At 65.6% G+C, this 19,554-nt stretch carries 19 protein-coding genes; 2 read left to right on the forward strand and 17 right to left on the reverse strand.

The window, feature by feature from the left end; all coding sequences use genetic code 11:
- Positions 1-3: 3 nt before the first annotated feature.
- From hfq to ACUH78_RS11765, 13 genes are all read right to left on the reverse strand, one after another.
- Positions 4-240 carry an RNA chaperone Hfq gene (gene hfq / locus ACUH78_RS11705; protein ID WP_418364176.1) on the reverse strand — a complete coding sequence of 79 codons (237 nt, stop codon included), beginning with the start codon at positions 238-240 and terminating at the stop codon, positions 4-6.
- A 114-nt stretch (positions 241-354) separates the two neighbouring features.
- Entirely contained in the window at positions 355-1,683 is a 1,329-nt protein-coding gene (der, locus tag ACUH78_RS11710; RefSeq protein WP_445333547.1) for a ribosome biogenesis GTPase Der, read from the reverse strand.
- Positions 1,684-1,696: 13 nt separating this feature from the next.
- Positions 1,697-2,839, reverse strand: a complete 1,143-nt coding sequence (gene bamB, locus ACUH78_RS11715) for an outer membrane protein assembly factor BamB (RefSeq protein ID WP_418364178.1) — start codon at positions 2,837-2,839, stop codon at positions 1,697-1,699.
- 3 nt (positions 2,840-2,842) lie between these two features.
- Positions 2,843-3,487, reverse strand: coding sequence for a tetratricopeptide repeat protein (locus ACUH78_RS11720; RefSeq protein ID WP_418364369.1), 645 nt, complete (start codon positions 3,485-3,487; stop codon positions 2,843-2,845).
- Between the two features lie 2 nt (positions 3,488-3,489).
- Entirely contained in the window at positions 3,490-4,794 is a 1,305-nt protein-coding gene (gene hisS / locus ACUH78_RS11725; protein WP_445333548.1) for a histidine--tRNA ligase, read from the reverse strand.
- 56 nt (positions 4,795-4,850) lie between these two features.
- Positions 4,851-6,110 (reverse strand): flavodoxin-dependent (E)-4-hydroxy-3-methylbut-2-enyl-diphosphate synthase, encoded by a 1,260-nt coding sequence (ispG, locus tag ACUH78_RS11730; protein ID WP_445333549.1) that lies wholly within the window; start codon positions 6,108-6,110, stop codon positions 4,851-4,853.
- A 10-nt stretch (positions 6,111-6,120) separates the two neighbouring features.
- A complete protein-coding gene (locus tag ACUH78_RS11735; RefSeq protein WP_445333550.1) occupies positions 6,121-7,137 on the reverse strand; it encodes a RodZ domain-containing protein in 1,017 nt (338 codons plus the stop codon).
- 5 nt (positions 7,138-7,142) lie between these two features.
- Positions 7,143-7,952 (reverse strand): type IV pilus biogenesis/stability protein PilW, encoded by an 810-nt coding sequence (gene pilW, locus ACUH78_RS11740; protein WP_435749771.1) that lies wholly within the window; start codon positions 7,950-7,952, stop codon positions 7,143-7,145.
- Positions 7,949-9,085 carry a dual-specificity RNA methyltransferase RlmN gene (rlmN, locus tag ACUH78_RS11745; RefSeq protein ID WP_435749772.1) on the reverse strand — a complete coding sequence of 379 codons (1,137 nt, stop codon included), beginning with the start codon at positions 9,083-9,085 and terminating at the stop codon, positions 7,949-7,951. The genes pilW and rlmN overlap by 4 nt, the downstream gene beginning before the upstream one ends.
- A gap of 132 nt (positions 9,086-9,217) precedes the next feature.
- A complete protein-coding gene (gene ndk, locus ACUH78_RS11750) occupies positions 9,218-9,643 on the reverse strand; it encodes a nucleoside-diphosphate kinase (RefSeq protein ID WP_153160961.1) in 426 nt (141 codons plus the stop codon).
- A 221-nt stretch (positions 9,644-9,864) separates the two neighbouring features.
- The gene (locus ACUH78_RS11755) at positions 9,865-11,151 is read right to left on the reverse strand and encodes a TRAP transporter large permease (RefSeq protein WP_418364184.1); all 1,287 of its coding nucleotides are present in this window, start codon (positions 11,149-11,151) and stop codon (positions 9,865-9,867) included.
- Between the two features lie 13 nt (positions 11,152-11,164).
- Entirely contained in the window at positions 11,165-11,860 is a 696-nt protein-coding gene (locus ACUH78_RS11760) for a TRAP transporter small permease (protein WP_418364185.1), read from the reverse strand.
- A 76-nt stretch (positions 11,861-11,936) separates the two neighbouring features.
- Positions 11,937-12,941 (reverse strand): TRAP transporter substrate-binding protein, encoded by a 1,005-nt coding sequence (locus ACUH78_RS11765; RefSeq protein ID WP_435749773.1) that lies wholly within the window; start codon positions 12,939-12,941, stop codon positions 11,937-11,939.
- Between the two features lie 240 nt (positions 12,942-13,181).
- Here ACUH78_RS11765 and ACUH78_RS11770 point away from each other — a divergent pair, with 240 nt between their 5' ends.
- Together ACUH78_RS11770 and ACUH78_RS11775 are read left to right on the forward strand one after the other, a co-directional pair.
- On the forward strand, positions 13,182-15,194 hold the full coding sequence (locus tag ACUH78_RS11770) for a sensor histidine kinase (protein WP_435749774.1): 2,013 nt from the start codon (positions 13,182-13,184) through the stop codon (positions 15,192-15,194).
- Positions 15,187-15,792: a response regulator transcription factor gene (locus tag ACUH78_RS11775; protein ID WP_418364188.1), complete on the forward strand. Its 606-nt coding sequence runs from the start codon at positions 15,187-15,189 to the stop codon at positions 15,790-15,792. Before ACUH78_RS11770 ends, ACUH78_RS11775 begins: the two co-directional genes overlap by 8 nt.
- Before the next feature lie 3 nt (positions 15,793-15,795).
- Here the strand turns inward: ACUH78_RS11775 and tilS are convergent, their stop codons facing one another.
- The 4 genes from tilS to ACUH78_RS11795 all read right to left on the reverse strand — a co-directional run bounded on the left by tilS (position 15,796) and on the right by ACUH78_RS11795 (position 19,440).
- A complete protein-coding gene (tilS, locus tag ACUH78_RS11780) occupies positions 15,796-17,118 on the reverse strand; it encodes a tRNA lysidine(34) synthetase TilS (RefSeq protein WP_435749775.1) in 1,323 nt (440 codons plus the stop codon).
- 82 nt (positions 17,119-17,200) lie between these two features.
- Entirely contained in the window at positions 17,201-18,166 is a 966-nt protein-coding gene (locus ACUH78_RS11785; RefSeq protein WP_418364190.1) for an acetyl-CoA carboxylase carboxyltransferase subunit alpha, read from the reverse strand.
- A 170-nt stretch (positions 18,167-18,336) separates the two neighbouring features.
- Positions 18,337-19,002 (reverse strand): Bax inhibitor-1/YccA family protein, encoded by a 666-nt coding sequence (locus ACUH78_RS11790; protein ID WP_418364191.1) that lies wholly within the window; start codon positions 19,000-19,002, stop codon positions 18,337-18,339.
- A gap of 99 nt (positions 19,003-19,101) precedes the next feature.
- Positions 19,102-19,440, reverse strand: a complete 339-nt coding sequence (locus tag ACUH78_RS11795; RefSeq protein WP_418364192.1) for an HPF/RaiA family ribosome-associated protein — start codon at positions 19,438-19,440, stop codon at positions 19,102-19,104.
- Between the last annotated feature and the right edge of the window lie 114 nt (positions 19,441-19,554).

A 19,554-nucleotide genomic window follows, 5' to 3' on the forward strand; every position in this document is an offset into this window, starting at 1 on the left:
GGCTCAGTTGCCGCCCTCTTCCTGCTGGATGACGACCGGGCGCGCAGGCACCACAGTGGAGATGGCGTGCTTATAGACCATCTGGGTGACGGTGTTCTTGAGCAGCACGACATACTGATCGAAGGACTCGATCTGGCCCTGGAGCTTGATGCCATTGACCAGATAGATCGACACGGGGATGTGTTCGCGACGCAGGGTGTTCAGGAAGGGGTCCTGCAGGAGTTGCCCTTTGTTGCTCATTATTGAACCTCTTTATATTGTGTTTATAAGAATGTTGTGGATTTGTTGCTGCGCTGCGACATGGCAGTATGCTACGAAATCCGGGTGTGGAAAAAGGCTCTCGCCGGAATTTCGTCAACTCCGGGTTGCGTAAGGATTGTGCGTGGTGCGGAACTGAACGCGCAAGGGCGTACCCTGGAGCTTGAAGGCCTCCATGAAGCAGCGCTCCAGATAGCGCTCGTAGGACTGCGGGATATCGTCCAGCGCGTTGCCGTGGATGACGATCACCGGCGGGTTCATGCCCCCCTGGTGCGCATAGCGCATCTTTGGGCGGGCCATGCCATGTCGCGGCGGCGCCTGGCGCGCGACGGCCTGCTGCAGCGCGCGCGTCAGGCGCGGCGTGGACAGATTGGCCGTGGCGGCGGCATAGGCGGCATCCACCGATGCGAGCAGCCCCCCGATGCCCTGCGACTTGAGCGCGGAAATCTGGTGGAAGCGCGCGAAAGACAGGAAAGACAGCTTGCGCGCGATGTCGGCCTTGAGGCGCTCGCGCCGGTAGTCATCCACCGCATCCCACTTGTTGATCGCCACCACCAGCGCGCGCCCGGCCTCGAGCGCGAAGCCGGCGATGTGTGCATCCTGATCCGAGATATCCTGCGCGGCATCGAGCACCAACACCACCACATTGGACTCCTGCACGGCCTGCAGGGTCTTGATCACGGAGAACTTCTCAACCGCCTCGAACACCTTGCCGCGACGGCGCAGCCCGGCGGTGTCGATCAGAGTGTAGCGCTTGCCACCGCGCTCGAAGGGAATGGAAATCGCGTCGCGGGTGGTACCCGGGAGATCGAAGGCAATCACTCGCTCCTCGCCGAGCAAGGTATTGACCAGCGTGGACTTGCCGACGTTGGGACGCCCGACGATCGCCACACGCGGCCCTTCATCCTCGGAGGACGCCTTTTCGTCGTCTACCGGGAAGGGCGCGAGCACAAGCTCGACAAGTTGCTTGACGCCATCGCCGTGCGCGGCCGATACCGGCAGCGGGTCGCCCAGCCCGAGCGCATGGAAGTCAGCGGCAACCATCGCGCGGTCGATCCCCTCGGCCTTGTTCACGACCAGATGCACCGGGCGCCCCGCGCGGCGCAGGCGCGCAGCGATGTTCTCGTCGTGCGGAGTTCGTCCGGCACGACCATCGACCAGGAACAGCAGCACGTCCGCCTCGGCGATCGCCTGTTCGGCCTGGCGCGCCATCTCGTGCATGATGCCGTCCTTGGCCACAGGATCGAAGCCTGCGGTATCCACCACAAGGTAGTCGCGCTCACCGACGCGTCCCACCCCATAGTGGCGGTCACGGGTCAGGCCAGGCTGGTCGGCGACCAGCGCGTCGCGGGTACGCGTGAGGCGGTTGAACAGGGTCGACTTGCCGACGTTGGGACGGCCGACCAAAACAATGGTGGGTTTCACGGGTTCGCTTGCCTCAACGGACTTCGTAGGCGGTGATGTCACCACCCGCGCCCTGCACGACGAATCCGCGACCATACGCTACCGGATCGGCGGAAATCGCATCGTTGCCCGCACGGTCGCGCGCGGCGAAGCTGCCGGTATCGCGCGTGAGTGCATGGACATAACCCTGGACATCGCCCACGATCACGTGATCGCCGACAATCAGCGGGCGCGAAACTGCACGGCGCGCGAGCGCATCCTGCTTCCATACACTGGCGCCGCTGGACGCGTCGAGCGCATGTACCGCATCCCGGTCGTCGGTGATCATCGCGAAGCGGGCGTCGCGGTCCATCCCCACGCTGCTCGAGAAGTCACGCGCCCACAGGGGATTTCCGCTCGACGTATCGAAGCAGGCGGCACGCCCCTGGTAGGCAACGGCGCACACTTCCCGCCGTCCGACCACCGGCGTGCCGACGATGTCGGCCACACGCTCCAGTTCAGTCGCGCCGCGCGGCAACGCCACGTTGAGTTCAGTGATCGCGCCGCCATTGGCAAGGTTGATCACGCCGAGCTTGCCCCCCGGAAAGCCGGCGAGCACCACTGGGCCTTCAATGACCACGCTCGCGAAACTGCGCAGCGCAAGCGGCGGGTTGTTGCGCTGATAGGTCCAGCGCTGGCTCCCGTCGCGCGCGTCGAGGGCGATGAGGCGATTGTCCGAAGCACGCACGATCACGAACTCGAGGCTGACCGCGGGGGGCGCGAGCACTTCCGCCCCTACCGGTGCGCGCCAGCGTTCCGCGCCAGTCTGGGCGTCGAGCGCGATCACGGTGCCGTCGGTGGTCACGACCGCAGCCAGGCGTCCGTCCGTACCTACGCCAGCGGACAGACGCATATCGGTATCGGCGCCCCAGACCTGGCGACCGCCCTCGAAGCGGGCGACCGTGCCCCGATGCCCTGCGGCATAGACGCTATCCCCCCAGACTGCGGGCTGGAAGCGGTACTCACCCGCACTGCCGACGCTGGCCCGCCAGCTCACCGCAAGCTCGGCGCTCGGGGTGAAATCCTGCAGCGCCGCCGGCTTGGGCGCCGAACTGGAGAAGGGGTTCAGGGATGAGCAGCCGCCCGCGAGCAGCGCAGCCGCGAGCAGGGGCAGGAGCCGAGCGTTCATTGCTTTCATCGATCAGGCTCCAAGCGATTCGAGTTTCACGCGCACCACCTCACGCAGGCTGGCGGCATCATCCCCTTGTGCGGCGAGCGCATCGATCGCAGCCTGCCACGCTGCGCGCGCCTCGGCCGCCTTTCCCTGCGCCGCGAGGATGTCGCCACGCAGATCGTCGAAGCGTGCCATGAAAGCCACGGTCGGCGCAGCCTGCAAGCGCGCAAGTGCGGCCTCGGGCTCACCGGCCTGCAACAGGACGGCTGCCAGGCGCAGCCTGGCGAGATCCCGCAGGGCCGGATCCGACCCTTTCTCGGCCGCCCATTCGAGCTGGGCGCGCGCGTTGTCCAGATCGCCCGCCTCGAACTGCATCGCCGCCGAGAGCAGCGCGCCCAGTTGCGCGCTGACGCTGCCGCCATGCTCTCCGATCAGCCGGCCTGCGGCTTCCCGCGCCTTCTGCGCATCCTGCTTCTCGGCCGCCTGCTGGACCGCGTAATACAGCGTGCCTGCTTCGGCCGCGTTGCGGTTCTGATACCACTGCCAGGCCTGCCACCCCACCGAGGCCAGCGCGGCAAGCACCGCGAGGGTGACGACGAAGTTGCCATACTGGGCCCACCACGCCTTGAGCTCGGATATCTGTTCCTGTTCTTCGAGATCGTAGACCGCCATCATCAAGCCCCTTGTTCATCCTGTTCGGGTTCTTCGGAATACAGCAATGCCGCCATCGCTTCGGGCAGCCCGTCGAGCGCAACCCTCTGCTGCGCGCCCGCACCGCGCAAGGGCTTGAGGCCGACCTCGCCCGCCGCAGCCTCGTCCTCGCCGATCACGATCGCCACCGGCGCCTCGCTTGCGTCGGCCTTCTTCATCTGCGACTTGAAGCTGCCGCCCCCGCAGTGCATCAGCACCGCGAAGCCATGCTCGCGCAGCGATTCCGCGGCGCGCATCGCCACGCGCTGCGCCTGCTCGCCCACGCTGACCACATAGGCGTCGGGAAGCGGCCGCTCGGCCTCACCACCGCAAGCCTGCCACAGCAGCAGCAGGCGTTCGATGCCAATCGCGAAACCTGCGGCCGGCTGGGGCTTGCCGCCCAGTTGCTCGAACAGGCCGTCGTAGCGCCCACCGGCACAGATCGTTCCCTGCGCGCCGAGGCGGGTGGTGACCCACTCGAACACGGTGCGGTTGTAATAGTCCAGACCGCGTACCAGGCGGTGATTGATGCGGTAGGGGATGCCGGCATCCTTGAGGAAGACCTGCACCGCATCGAAATGCGCCTTCGATTCTTCGCCAAGGTAATCGGCGAGCTTGGGGGCCGCCTCGACAATCGCCTGCAGCTCGGGGTTCTTGGTATCCAGGATGCGCAGCGGATTGGTGTGCAGGCGACGCTTGCCGTCCTCGTCGAGTCGGTCCTGGTGCTGTTCGAGATAGGCAATCAGCGCGGCGCGATGCAACGCCCGCTCCTCAGGCGCGCCGAGAGAGTTGATCTCGAGCGAAACGTCCTCCAGGCCAAGGTCCTCCCACAAGCGCGCGCACATCAGGATCAGCTCGGCGTCGGTATCCGCGCCGGCGAAGCCGAGCGCCTCCACGCCGATCTGATGGAACTGTCGGTAACGCCCCTTCTGCGGGCGCTCATGACGGAACATCGGGCCGTAGTAGTACAGCCGCTGCGGCCCGGCCGAGGGGATCAGGCTGTGCTGGATCGCAGCGCGCACGCAGGAGGCAGTGCCTTCCGGGCGCAAGGTCAACTGCTCACCGTTGAGCGCATCCTCGAAGGAGTACATCTCCTTCTCGACGATGTCGGTGACTTCGCCGATCGCGCGCTTGAACAAGGGGGTGGGCTCGACCAGCGGCATGCGGATGGGGCGGTAGCCGTAGCTCTGCAGCCAGTCGCGGACGATGTCTTCGAAATATTCCCAGGTTTCGGCATCGGCGGGGAGAATGTCGTTCATCCCGCGCACGGCCTGCAAGGTCTGGCTCATCTGTTCTGTTCTTCTGTTTCGCGCTGAAACGCGGTTGTCGTTCTCGATCGGGGCGCTCAGGCGCCCTTCTTGACGTATCGGGTGGCCACGTAGTTGTCCACGATGGCCTTGAATTCCGCTGCGATGTTGTCGCCGCGCAAGGTCACCACCTTTTCGCCGTCCACATATACCGGCGCCGCCGGTGACTCGCCGGTACCGGGCAGCGAGATGCCGATGTTCGCATGCTTGGACTCGCCCGGACCATTGACCACACAGCCCATCACGGCGAGCGTCATGTTCTCCACGCCATCGTACTGGTCGCGCCAAACCGGCATCTGCGCACGCACATACGCCTGGATGCCCGAGGCAAGCTCCTGGAAGAAGGTGCTGGTGGTCCGCCCGCAGCCCGGGCAGGCGGTAACCATGGGCGTGAAGGCGCGCAGGCCCATGGTCTGCAGGATCTCCTGCGCGACCACAACCTCCTGCGTCCGGCTGCCGCCCGGCTCAGGGGTGAGCGAAATGCGGATGGTGTCGCCGATGCCCTCCTGCAGCAACACCGCAAGCGCGGCGGTGGAGCCGACGATGCCCTTGCTGCCCATGCCGGCCTCGGTGAGCCCGAGGTGCAGCGCGTAGTCGCTGCGGCGCGCGAGGTCGCGGTACACCGCGATCAGATCCTGCACGCTGGAGACCTTGGCGGAGAGGATGATGCGGTCGCGGCCGAGGCCGTATTCCTCGGCTTTGGCGGCGGATTCGAGCGCGGAAACGACGAGCGCCTCGCGCATCACCGCGCCGGCGTCGCGCGGCTCCGCACGCTTGGCATTCTCGTCCATGATGCGCGCGAGCACCGACTGGTCGAGGCTGCCCCAGTTGACGCCAATGCGCACCGGCTTGTCGTAGCGGCAGGCGAGTTCGACGATGGCGGCGAACTGCGGGTCGCGCTTGGCACCCGCACCCACGTTGCCCGGGTTGATGCGCAGCTTGGCGAGCGCCTCGGCACAGGCCGGGAAATCCGTGAGCAGCTTGTGACCGTTGTAGTGAAAATCGCCGACCAGCGGCACGTCCATGTTGAGCGCGAGCAAACGATCGCGGATCTTCGGCACCGCCGCCGCTGCGGCCTCGTTGTTGACCGTGATGCGAACGATCTCGGAACCCGCTCGCGCCAGTTCGGCAACCTGCATCGCGGTGGCGAGCACGTCGGCGGTGTCCGTGTTGGTCATCGACTGCACCACCACCGGCGCATCACCGCCGATGAGCACCTGCCCCACCCGCACCGCGCGGGTGCGGTGGCGACCAAGTGCGCCGGTTTCGATCGGTTCGAGGTCCTGTTGCGGATTCATGGGTCGTTCTTCAGGGAAGGGTCAGACGTGCAACCGAGCCGCGCGTATGTGCCGCGAGATCGACCGGCTTGCCGTCGTGTTCGAGGGTCACACTGGCGGAGTTGCCCACCACCAGCGCGAACGGGGGCGTGCCTTGCACCGTGCGCGCGCTCCCCGCCCGGTTGACGCCGGAATGCAGGATCGTGCCCTTGCCGTCACGCACCTCGATCCACGAGTCGGCCGCAAACCGGAAGCCAAGCGTTCCGGCAGTCGCTTCGGCCCCATCCACCAGCGCGGCGGCGGGCTCCGGCGCTTCGGTACCCGCCGCATCCGCTGCGTTCGTTTCGTTCTCAACGCCTGCGGGGGCGGTCGCTTCGGCTGCCGGCGCCACAGCCGGAGCCGGAGCCGGAGCCGGAGCCGGAGCCGACGCTTCAGCAGCCGAGTCCTTTCCGTCGACCTGGTCCGCTGCACCGCCGGCATCCGGCGTCACGGCAGCCGCCTGCTGTGCAGCCGAATCGTCCTCCGCCGCTGCGGGCGGCAGCGCCGGCTCCGCAAGCGGCATGTCGAGCGGCTGCACCGGAGCCGGCACGAAGTCGGGCGCGGGCTCCAGAACCGCGGTCACCGGCTCGGTACGGAACCAATCGAAATACCAGCCGACGGCAAGGGCCACCGCCAGAAGCACGACCACCACGCCAAAGGGAAAGCCTCCGCTACGACGCGCGTCCCCCATGGGGATCTGCCCTTCGGCATTACGGATCGGCGACAGGTCCGGGGTATCGACATCGACCAGGCGCTGCACCGCCTCCAGCAGGGGCGCTGCGTCGATACCGAGGTAGCGCGCATAGTTGCGCATGAAGCCACGCACGAAGGCCATGCCCGGGAGGGCAGCGAAATCGTCGTTCTCCATCGCGTCGATCTGGCGCGGGCTGAGTTTGAGCGCAAAGGCCACCTCGCCCACGCTCTCCCCGCGCGCTTCACGCGCGCCGCGCAACACTGTCCCGGGCGAGGACACCATGGTCGCAGGCTTGTGCAGGCTCTGATCTTGCATGTCGCTCACTCGTACGCCCCCCGCTCCAGCAGTTTGGTTTCAGGCGATTCGCCGAAGCGGCTGCGCAACTGCGCGGCGTAGCTCTGTTCGGCATCTCCGTTGCCCAGGCGGCGCTCGGTACGCAAGCCCAGCCAGGCAGACGCGGGACTCGGCCCCTGCTGCTGGTGGAGACGGATGAGATGGCTGCGCGCCTCTTCGTAACGACCGCCCCGGTAAGCGATGTCAGCGAGCTGGTAGATCGCGTCACCGTTGGCCGGGTCCGCCTGGACCGCACGCACGAACTGCACCTCCGCCGCGGCATCCTCGTTCGCACGCAAATGACACAGACCAGCGTTGGTGAGCGGGCGGGTGGGATAGCGGTAATAAGGGTTGCGCGCAGCGATCGCGAGCCGCTCCAGCCCCTGCGGGATCTGCCCCTGGGTGCACAGGAACCAGCCATAGCTGTTGTTGAAATCGGGATCGCCCGGTGCTTCACGCAGCGCACGCTCGAAGTTCTCGCGCGCGCCGGTGTTCTCCTCGATGAGCATGTAGGCCAAGCCGAGCAGGTGGAAGGCCGGCGCATACGAAGGGCTGCTGGCGAGGGCGACACGCGCTTCGTCGATCGCCACGTCGTAGCGACCGATCTCGAAGTAGGCCATGCCCAGGTCCACATGTACGCGCGCACTGCGCTCGAGCGGGGTGGTCGGCGTGAGGTCCGACATCGGCCGACTCCCTGTGGAAGACGGCTCGGCTACCCCGCCCCCCTGCTGCGTGGCGCACCCCCCCACCGTGAGCGTGGCGGCCGCGAGTGCGGCGAGCATCCATCTGGATTTCATTTGCGTTCCTCCATGACCGGCTGCAGCCGAACCGTGCGCCGGGTCTTGTCCTGAACCTGTCCGGCGAGCTGACCGCAAGCTGCGTCGACATCGTCTCCGCGGGTCTTGCGCGTCGTGGTCACGATTCCGGCGTCGATCAGGATACCGGCAAAGCGGCGGATACGCTCCGCGGGTGAACGCTGGAAACCCGAGTTCGGGAAAGGATTGAACGGTATCAGGTTGAACTTGCACGGCGTGTCGCGCACCAGCGCCACCAGCTCTCGCGCGTGCGCATCGCTATCGTTGACGCCGTCGAGCATCACGTACTCGAAGGTGACGAAATCGCGCGGCGCGCGCTCGAGGTAACGTTGGCAGGCGGCCATCAGTTCGCGCAAGGGATATTTCTGGTTGATCGGCACGAGACGGTCGCGCAGCGTGTCGTTGGAGGCGTGCAGCGAGACCGCAAGCGCCACCGGACATTCCTCGCGCAGGCGATCCATCGCCGGCACGATGCCAGAGGTCGACACCGTGACGCGGCGGCGCGACAAGCCGTAGGCGTGGTCGTCGAGCATCAGGCGCAACGCAGTGACGACATTGTCGAAGTTGGCGAGCGGCTCGCCCATGCCCATCATCACGACGTTGCTGATGATGCGCCCGTTGTCCTTCTCGCCGGTTTCGAGATCCTGCGCTTCATCGCGGGCGGCACCGAGCAGCTTGTTGGCCAGCCAGAGCTGGCCAATGATCTCCGCCGCGCTGAGGTTGCGGTTGAAGCCCTGCTTGCCGGTCGAGCAGAAAGCGCAGTCGAGCGCACAGCCGGCCTGCGACGACACACACAGCGTGCCGCGGCTGGTTTCAGGGATGAACACGGTCTCGACCGCGTTGGCGTTACCCACGTCGAGCAGCCACTTGCGCGTGCCGTCGGCCGAGATCGAGTCGCGCACCGGCACCGGCGGGCGGATCACGGCGATGTCCTTGAGCTTGGCGCGCAGGGATTTGGCGACGTCGGTCATCGCATCGAAATCGTCGCAACCCTCGTGATGCATCCAGCGCATCACCTGGCGGGCACGGAACGGCTTCTCGCCCAGCCCGGCAAACCAGGCGACGAGGCCGTCGACGTCGAAATCGAGCAGATTGACCGGATTGGGAGTGCTCATGCCTGAAACTTCACTTGTCGGTAGCGGAGGCCCGCAATGACGGACCGACCGTAATGCAAACGGCCCGAACACGCCGCACGCGGTGCGGAAGGCACCGCGAAGCGTGCGCGACGGGCCGTTGGTACGGACCGCTCAGCGCGAGTAAACGTTCATGCCCGGGAAGAAGAACGCCACTTCCACGGCAGCCGTCTCGGGCGCGTCGGAGCCGTGCACGGCGTTGGCGTCGATCGACTCGGCGAAATCGGCGCGGATGGTGCCCTTGTCGGCCTTCTTCGGGTCGGTGGCGCCCATCAGTTCACGGTTCTTGGCGATGGCATTCTCGCCTTCCAGGCACTGGATCATCACCGGGCCTGAGGTCATGAAGGACACCAGATCCTTGAAGAAGGGACGCTCCTTGTGCACGGCGTAGAACTCGCCGGCCTCACGCTCGGACAGGTGAGCCATCTTGGCGGCGATGACCTTGAGGCCAGCGCCTTCGAAGCGGGCGTAGATCTGGCCGATCACGTTCTTGGCGACGGCGTCAGGCTTGATGATGGACAGGGTGCGTTCGATTGCCATGGAAAACTCCGGGACTGCGCTTGTACGAAGCGCGAGGTTAAGAAAAAAGCGCGAAATTTTAACAGGTTTCGCGTGACACCGATGCGCACGCGGTGCGTGCGAATGTAAGCCGGCGCAAATGCGCGGCCGTCAAAAGCGCAAATCCCCGCCGGGCTTGACCGCCCCGCGGGGATTGCAGCGACCAGCCCCCCGAATCGCCTGACGCGACCGGGCCAGGACGCTTACATCATGCCGAGCGCCTTGGGCAGGAAGGTGGAAATGCTCGGGATGTAAGTGATCAGCATCAGGAACACCAGCATCGTGTACAGCCACGGCATGACTGCCTTGCTCATCTCGGTCAGGCCGGCCTTGGTCACGCCGCTGGCGACGAACAGGTTCAGCCCTACCGGCGGCGTGATCATGCCGATTTCCATGTTCACCACGATCATGACGCCGAAGTGGATCGGATCGATCCCCAGCGCCACCGCAACCGGGAAAAGAATCGGCGCCAGGATCAGGATGATCGATGACGGCTCCATCAGCGCGCCAGCCACCAGCAGCAGGATGTTCACCACGATCAGGAAGCCGATCGGCCCCATGCCGCTGGCGACGATGGCGTCGGCCATGCGCTGAGGGATCTGCTCGCTGGTCAGGATGAAGGAGAACAGTACCGCGCTGGCGATGATGAACAGCAGCATCGCGCTCATGTTCGCCGAATCCAGCAGCACCCGCGGGATCTGCTTGAAGGTCAGATCCTTATACACGAACACCGCAATGAAGAAGGCATACACCGCGCTCATCGCCGCAGCCTCGGTCGGGGTGAACATGCCCGAGTAGATACCGCCCATCACCACGACGATCAGCATCAGGCCCCAGAAGGCCTTGCGGAAGTGCTTGATGCGCTCGCCCCAAGTTGCCGACGGCATCACCGGGTAGTTGTTCTTGCGCGCCACGTACCAGGTAGTCAGCCCGAGCATGAAGGCCAGCAGCAGGCCCGGAATCACGCCCGCCATGAACAGCGCACCGACCGAGGAGTTGGTCGTCACCGAATACATCACCATGACGATGGACGGCGGAATCAGGATGCCCAGACCGCCGGCCGAAGCCACCACGCCGGCACCGAAGCGCACCGGGTAGCCCTGCTTGATCATGGCCGGAATGAGGATCGAGCCGATCGCCACCACGGTGGCCGGGCTCGAACCCGACACCGCGGCAAACAGCGCGCAGGCCAGCACCGCCGACATGCCCAGGCCGCCACGCAGGTGGCCGACCATGGCGGTGGCGAAGTTGATCATGCGCCGCGCCACCCCGCCGTGGGTGAGGAAGTTGCCCGCGAGGATGAAGAACGGGATCGCCATGATCTCGAACTTCTCGATGCCGGTGAACATCTTGAGCGCCACGGACTCTAGCGGCACGTCGGTGAAGATGAACATGAAACTCAGCACGGTGAGGCCGAGCGCCACACCCACCGGCATGCCGATCGCCATGAGGACGACGAGCAGGCCGAAGATTGCAATCGTATTGGTCATTTCTTCGTCCTCCTCACTTGCCCTGACCCGGACGCTTCACGTCCCCGTCATGGCGAGCGTGCTCGATGTCCTCGGCGATGGAGATCGCCTCTCCGCCGAGCAGCACGCTTTCGTCGTCGTCTTCGTCCAGACCTTCGACATGACCGTGATCGTGCGTGGGCAATTCGCCTGTACGGGCGAAGCTCACCATCACCTGCACGAAGCGGTAGCACATCAGAAAGGAACCCAGCGGCACTGCGGAGTACACGATCCAGGTCGGCCACTCGAGATCGGGCGTCGTCGGACCTTCGAAGAAATCTCCGGCGTCACGACCGAGCAGGGTCAGGGTCTCGTAGGCCAGGCCGTTCTCCCACACGAAGAGCGCGCCGAAGAGGCCGATGAGACCGGTGAAGACCACCCCGCACACCAGACCGGTCTGGATGAGGGCGGCTCGCGAAGCACCAGTGAGCTTGTTCACCAGGATGTCGACGCCGACGTGGATGCCGGTGCGCACGCCATAGGCGGCGCCGAACTTCGCCATCCACACGAAAAGGATGATGCAGAACTCCTGCGCCCAGCCGACGTTCAGCTCGAGCAGCCAGTCCTGCAGCCCCGGGATTTCGTACCCGGACATATAGCGGTGCACCACCGAGATGAAGATCACGATCGTCGCCACTGCCATCAGGGCGCCGATGATGAACTCCTCGAGGCGGTCGAGAAGCTTGTTCATGATTGTTTTCCCCCGAAAAAACGCCCGTCTGGTCTGCGTGGCCTGACGGGCGCTACTGGGCGTCTAGAAGACTCGATTACAGCTTGGAGGGATCGAAGCCGGTTTCCTTGTAGATCGACTGAATCAGGTCGGCGCCGATGCGCGACTCCATCTTCTTGTGCACCGGGGCAAGTGCCTTCATGAAGGCAGCCTTCTCTTCTGCGGTCGGCGTGTAGATCTCGGTCTTGCCGGAAGCACGCACGCCCTCGAGAGCCTTGTCGTTCTCTTCCTTCGCGATCTGGTTCGCATAGTCGGTCGACTCGGCCATCGCCTTGTCGAGCTGGGTGCGAACTTCTGCGGGCAGGCCCTCCCAGAACTTCTTGTTGGTGATGACGGCATAGCCCAGATAGCCATGGTCCGTCAGCGTCATGTGCTTCTGCACTTCATGCATCTTCTGGGTGAACAGGTTGGAATGCGGGTTCTCGGTGCCATCGACCACGCCGGTCTGCAGCGCCTGGTACACCTCTGAGAATGCCATCACCTGCGGCAGCGCCTTGACGGTGCGCATCTGCTCCTCGAGCACCTTGGACGACTGGATGCGCATCTTCTTGCCCTTCAGGTCGTCGGGCGTGCGGATCGGCGAGTTGGCCGAGAGGGACTTGAAGCCGTTGTCCCAGAACGCCAGCCCCTTGATGCCCTTGGGCTCGAGCTTGGCGAGCAGTTGCTGGCCGGCCGCCCCCTTGGTGATCTTGTGCAGCGTGGCGTAGCCGTCGAAGATGTAGGGCAGGTCGAAAACCTCGAACTCACGCACACCCAGAGGGCCGAACTTGGCGAGCGACGGTGCGAGCAACTGGACGGCGCCGAGTTGCAGTGCTTCCATCTCTTCCTTGTCCTTGTACAGCGTGCTGTTGGCGTAGACCTCGACCTTGACCGCGCCGTTGGTGTACTGCTCGGCCAACTCCTTGAATTTTTCCGCGGCCTTACCCTTGGGCGTGTCCTGGGCCACGACGTGGCTGAACTTGATCACGATCGGGTCTGCTGCAACCGCAGTTGCCGATAGTCCCACGGCCGCCAGGCCAACCAGAAGCGCACGAATCTTCATGAACACATCTCCTCCGAGAGAACGGCTTGAATTCCTTGAGCGTTCCGGCGGCTGCCGGGCGCGTGAGGGACACGGCGATAAGTTTTGCTGTGCCCTGAATCAGTATCCTTTCGGGTCCGGCGGACTGCTATTGTGGATGTCCGCAACCGTGAAAACCGCAGGCCGCCTGCCACGACCCGCCCTCCTCAGCCACCCTCGCCCCGACACCTCTTCTTTACCCGGCGCCTCTCCACCCGGCACATGAACGCCCCAGTCTCCCATCTTTCGCCCTTCCCGCACCTCCCGCGCCGCCAGTGGCTGCAGTACCTGCCGTACCTGAGCCTCGCGCTGTTCCTCGCTGCCATTGCCGCCCTGGTCTGGCTGACCCGCGCCTACGACGCCGACGAGCAGCGCACGACCCTGATCAACGACGTGCTGTGGATGGAGCAGAACCTGCGCTTCCATCTCGACCGCAACGAGATCCATCTGCAGGAAATCGGCCCCGAACTGTTCGGCCCGCAAGCACTCGAGCCCCAGACCGAGGCCCGCGTCGCAGCCCTTCTCGGCCAGGAGCGTGGCTTGATCCGCATCCTGTGGCTATCCCCCGAAGGCAAGCTGGCTGGCGCCATCCCACCGCTGACGGGCGACCGCCCCCCTCCAGCCCGCAGCGGCAACGGCGAAAGCCAGGCCGACGCGCGCGAAACGGGTTTCCGCCTCGCGAGCAGCATCGGGCGCGCAGTGTATGGGGCGCACTACATCGGCCCCGGCGGCCTGCCGCTGTTCGACGTGTATGTGCCGGTTTGGTCTGATGACGAACCGCTCGGCGTCGTGGTAGGCGTCTATTCGCTGCCCGACCTGGTCATGCGCGAACTGCCGTGGTGGTTTTCCGAACGCTACCGGGTGGCCGTGCTCGATGCCGACGAAAGGGAGATCGCCTCCAAATCCAAGGTTGCACCGGTCTCCTCCAGCCTCGCCTACACCATGCCCTTCGACCCCCCAGGTCATGGGTTGATGCTGCAGATCACCGCGTACCGATCCGACACGCGCTGGATACCGATGTTGCTGGGGGCATCGATCGTCCTGCTCGCGATCATCATCGTCTGGAGCGTGACCCAGTTGCGCCGCCAGCTCGCCCGACGTCAGGAGGCCGAGCTCGCACTGCGCTCCGAATCAGCCTTCCGCAAGGCGATGGAGGATTCGATGCTCACCGGCATGCGCGCCCGTGATCTGGACGGGCGGCTCACCTACGTCAACTCCGCCTTCTGCCGGATGACAGGCTTCGAGCGCGAGGAGCTGATCGGGCTCCGGCCACCCATGCCGTACTGGGACCCGGAGAACCTGGAGCAGACCCTCGAGCTGCATCGCCAGATCATGGCTGCGGGCAGCGACCCCGAGGGCACCGAGGTCCGGCTGCGGCGCAAGAACGGTGAGGCGCTCGACGCGCTCGTCTTCGAAGCGCCGCTCATCGACGCCGCTGGCCGGCATTCGGGATGGATGGGTTCAGTGCTCGACATTACCGAGCAGAAGCGTGCACGCGAGCAGGCACGGCAGCAGGAGGAGCGCCTGCAGCAGAGTTCGCGCCTGATCACCATGGGCGAGATGGCCTCCACGCTCGCGCACGAACTCAACCAGCCGCTGGCAGCGATCGCGAGCTACAGCAGCGGCTGCGTCAATCGCCTCGAGAGCGCGCAGCCCATCGACCGTGGAGAACTGCTCGACATTCAGGAGCGCATCGGCCGGCAGGCACGACGTGCGGGTGAGATCATCCGCAGGGTGCATGACTTTGTGCGCCGCTCGGAGCCCAAGCGGGTGCCGCTCGACCTGAACGGCGTGGTGCGCGACGCAGTCGGCCTGATCGAGGCGGACGCGCGCAAGCGCCATGTTCAGCTGCGCGTTCAGCTGGCCCCCGCACTGCCAAGCGTGCCTGCGGACGCGGTGATGATCGAGCAGATCCTGGTCAACCTGGTGCGCAACGCGATGGATGCGATGCATGACACCCCGCTCGCCGCGCGCAGCGTCGACATCTGCACGGGCCAGGAAGGCCGCTTCGTCAACGTGGCCGTCGGCGACCGCGGCACGGGCATCAGCGAGGAGGCCGCAGCGCGGCTCTTCGAGCCTTTCTTCAGCACCAAGCAGGAGGGCATGGGCATGGGGCTGAACATCTGCCGCTCGATCGCGGAGCTCCACCACGGCCGCCTGGCTTTCGGTGCCCGCCCCGGGGGCGGTACCATCTTCACCCTATCGCTCCCCGTTGAGAACGACGCGCATGACTGATGCCTGCACCCACATCATCGACGACGACGAAGCCATTCGCGATGCCCTGCAATGGCTGTTCAAGACGCGCGGCGTCGCGTGCCGGACCTGGCCGGGCGGCGAGGAGTTCCTGCAGGCCTGGCAGCCGGAGTGGCGCGGCTGCATCGTGCTCGACATCCGCATGCAGGGCATGACCGGCCTGGAGTGCTTCGACACCCTGCTCGCGCGCGGCTGCGAGCTGCCGGTTATCTTCATCACCGGTCACGGCGACGTACCGATGGCCGTTTCGGCGCTGAAGAAAGGGGCGTTCCACTTCATCGAGAAGCCATTCAACGATCATGACCTCGTCGATCTGGTCGAGAAAGCCCTCGCCGCCGACAACGAGCGCCTGCGCGCAGCCGCCAGTCGGGAAACGGTGGAAGCGCGGCTGTCGACGCTGACACAGCGCGAACGAGAGGTGATGAACCTGATCCTCGAGGGCAAGTACAACAAGGTCATCGCCGACGAACTGGCGATCTCGATGCGTACGGTGGAGGCGCATCGCTCGCGCATCTTCGACAAGATGGCGGTGCGCTCGGCGGTCGAGCTGGCGCAGTTGCTGACCACGCTGCGCGGCTGATACTCAGCCCGCCGGCCAGCGCAACACCACTCCAGGCTCGTCCTCAGCGGCGGAGAACTCCACCGCCCCCCCCAGGCCGCCGACCCAGGCCGGCACCCCGTCCACCCAGAGCACCGGCAGGCGCTCACGCAGCCAGACCGGGATGCCGGCCTCCTGGCACAGCTTGCGCAGCTCTCGCCGCGGACGCTGTGCGGACAAGCGCAGCCGCATGCCGACCTGCCGCGGCGCCAGCACACGCTGCGCTGCACCCTCCAGGCGCGCGAGGCTCAGCCCTTCACCCACCACGGATTCGAAACGCACCGAATCTCCGGCCCAGGGCAGCACCGCCTCGCCCACCCACGCGCGGGGCGCGGGCAGCGGTCCTTGCGCCGGCTCCAGCCACACACGGTCGCGGTAAGCGCGCAAGGCCCACGCACCGAGCCCGATGTCGAGCGCGCGTTCGGCGGGTAGCGCGTCCAGTTGGCGTAGCGCTTCAGCCAGTCTGCGCGCCGGGGGCGCCTGCACGCCCGCCGCCTGCATCCGCCAGCGCACGAGGTTGGCCTGACGCGCGGCACTCAGCCCGCGCAGCGCGGTACGCGAGAGCGCCTCCCCTCCGCAGGCCTGCAGATCGATTTCCGCCAGCGCCCCAAGCAGCGTATCGGCCTCTGCGAAATTCGCGGCTGCGCGTGCCAGCGCAGGCACCGCGGCGGGAAAGATCTCGCCCGCCACCGGCAGCAGGCGATGGCGGATCGCATTGCGGGTGAAGTGCAGGTCAGCGTTGCTTTCGTCCTCCACCCAGTCGAGGCCGCAAGCGCGCGCCCAGCCGACGATCTGCGCCCGACGCAGCCCCAGGAGGGGGCGCAGGCTGCCGGGGACTCCGCCTGCGGCAGGCTGCAGCGCCTGCATGGCCGAGGCGCCCCGCACACCTGCGCCACGGAACAGACGGAACAGCAGGGTTTCGGCCTGATCATCCTGGTGATGGCCGAACACCAGCCAGTCACAGGGCAACGCCCGCAGTGCCGCCAGGCGCACGCTGCGGGCGGCGGCCTCGAGCCCCTGCCCCCCATCGCGTACAACCTCCACCGCAAGGATCTGAAACGGAACGCCAGCCTGCGCGCAGCGCACCCGACAAGCCTCGGCCCAGGCCGGTGCGTTCCCGCTCAGGCCGTGGTGAACGTGGGCTGCGCTGAGCGAAAACCCGAGCGCTCCCTGCACTACGCGCAAGGCCTCGAACAGGACGACGGAATCAACCCCCCCGGAGAGCGCACAGCACAGCCGGCTCCCCTGCCCCACGCCTGCAAGGCGCAGCGCAGCCGAAACTGCGGCGGGTACGTCGGTGACGGTCACGGTGCGCTGCCAGCGCCGGCTCCAGGACACGCGCCACCCGAGGCGCAAGCGCAATGCCGCCGGCCCCAGGCGCGATAAGGCCTCAGGCCGCCTTGTCCTTGAAGCGACCGTAGCGCATCAGCTTCTCGTAGCGCTGAGCAACCAGCTCGGACGGCGTCAGCACCTCGAGCTCGCGTAAGGCATCGGTCAGTGCGCGTTTCAGGGTCGCCGCCATCACGCGCGGATCACGATGCGCGCCGCCCACCGGCTCGTCCACGACCTTGTCGACCAGATCGAGCGACTTCAGGCGCTGTGCGGTGATGCCCATGGTCTCGGCAGCATCAGCGGCCTTTTCTGCGCTCTTCCAAAGGATGGAGGCGCAGCCCTCGGGCGAGATCACCGAGTAGACCGAGTACTGCAGCATCAGCACCTGATCGGCCACCGCGATCGCGAGCGCGCCACCCGAACCGCCTTCGCCGATGATGGTGCTGATGATCGGCGTCTTGAGCTCGGCCATCAGGTAGATGCTGTGGCCGATCGCCTCTGACTGGCCGCGTTCCTCGGCGCCGATGCCGGGATAGGCACCCGGCGTATCGACGAAGGTGAACACCGGCAGCGCGAACTTCTCGGCCATCTTCATCAGGCGCATGGCCTTCCGGTAGCCCTCGGGCCGCGGCATGCCGAAGTTGCGCGCGATCTTTTCCTTGGTATCGCGCCCCTTCTGATGGCCGATCACCACGCAGGCCTGGCCATTGAAGCGCGCCAGGCCGCCGACGATGGCCTTGTCGTCGGCGTAGCTGCGGTCGCCGTGCAGTTCCTGGAAGTCGGTAAAGATCAGGCTCGCGTAATCGAGCGTGTAGGGACGCTGCGGGTGACGCGCCACTTGGGCGACCTGCCAGGGCGTCAGTTTGGCGTAAAGATCCTTGGTCAGCGACTGGCTCTTGGTCTCGAGCCGCTTGATCTCGTCGGAGATGTCGACCGCCGGATCGTCCTGCACGAAACGCAGCTGGTCGATCTTTTCCTCAAGTTCGGAGATCGCCGTTTCGAAATCGAGAAAGGTGGTCTTCATCCCGGCCTGTCCAAGTCAAAAATGTCCGCCATTGTAACGCCTGCGTTGTGCCACGCGAGCACTGCATGCTGCGGCGCAAAAGCAGGCAGACCTCAAAAGAACACCGGGGCGGCGCCTTGCGGCAGCCGCCCCGGTGCGCCTCGGCCCGGTCGTGACCGGGGAGGAGGGGGTCACTCGTTGTTGGCGAAGCCCAGCAGGTGCAGCAGGCTGGTGAAGAGGTTGAAGATCGACACGAACAGCGACACGGTTGCCATGATGTAGTTGGTTTCACCACCATGGATGATGTTGCTGGTCTCATACAGGATCAGCCCCGACATCAGCAGCACGAAGGCGGCGGACACGGTCAGCGAGAGCGCCGGGATCGAGAAGAAGATCGCGCCCAGGCCAGCGAGGAAGGCCACCAGGATACCCACCATCAGGAAGCCGCCCATGAAGGAGAAGTCCTTCTTGGTGGTCAGCGCATAGGCGGACAGGCCCAGGAAGATCGCCGCCGTGCCGGCCATGGCTTGCATCACGATGCTGCTGCCATTCGGCAGCGACAGGTAGGCAGAGATGATCGGGCCGAGCGTGAAGCCCATGAAGCCGGTCAGCGCGAACACGAAGACGACACCGAGGCTGCTGTTACGGAACTTGGTCGTGGCGAACAGCAGGCCGAAGTAACCGGCCAGGGTGATCAGGATGCCCAGGCGCGGCGCGCCCATCGCCATCGACACACCGGCAGTCAGCGCCGAGAACGCGAGCGTCAGCGACAGCAGCATGTAAGTGTTGCGGATGACCTTGTTGGTCTGCAGGACCGAAGCCTCGGCACGGCCGAAGCCTGTGATGCGGTTTTCCATGATCGAATGTCCTCCTAAGGAAGAGAGTGTGAATTGTTTTGGGGCCGGTCCCGACACGTGGCACTGCCCGGCCGTTCAGGCGATGGCCTGCGGCGAAACTCAGGCCGGCATGACGGCCCCGGCCGTGCGATCGGGACGCTGATGGCGGCGCACGCGCTGCGCGAGTACGCGGGCGACCCGGTCGGCCGCTTCATCGACCGCGGCGCGCACGTCGAGCTGGTTGATGGCGAACACCACGTCGGGCAGGTTGCGCAGTCGCAGTTGTACCACGCAACGCTTGTCGACGCCGCCCTTGGGACCGTTCACGTCGGCGACTTTCACGCGCGCCCACTGGATGTGGTCGCGGAAACGGCCGACTGCGAATTTCATTCGACGCGCCACGTATTCGCGCAGGCCGGGGGCGGCTTCAACACCATCGCATTGCAGGTCGATACGCATGTTCAGTCTCCTGTTGTTGTCACACGGATCCATCGGGCCCTGTGCTCCGATGGATACTACCGCTCAGACTGTTCGATAAAATCTCAGTTCAACAGAATGTTCATCTGATTTTTT

The sequence above is a fragment of the Thauera sp. ZXT1-4 genome, from assembly GCF_052598215.2.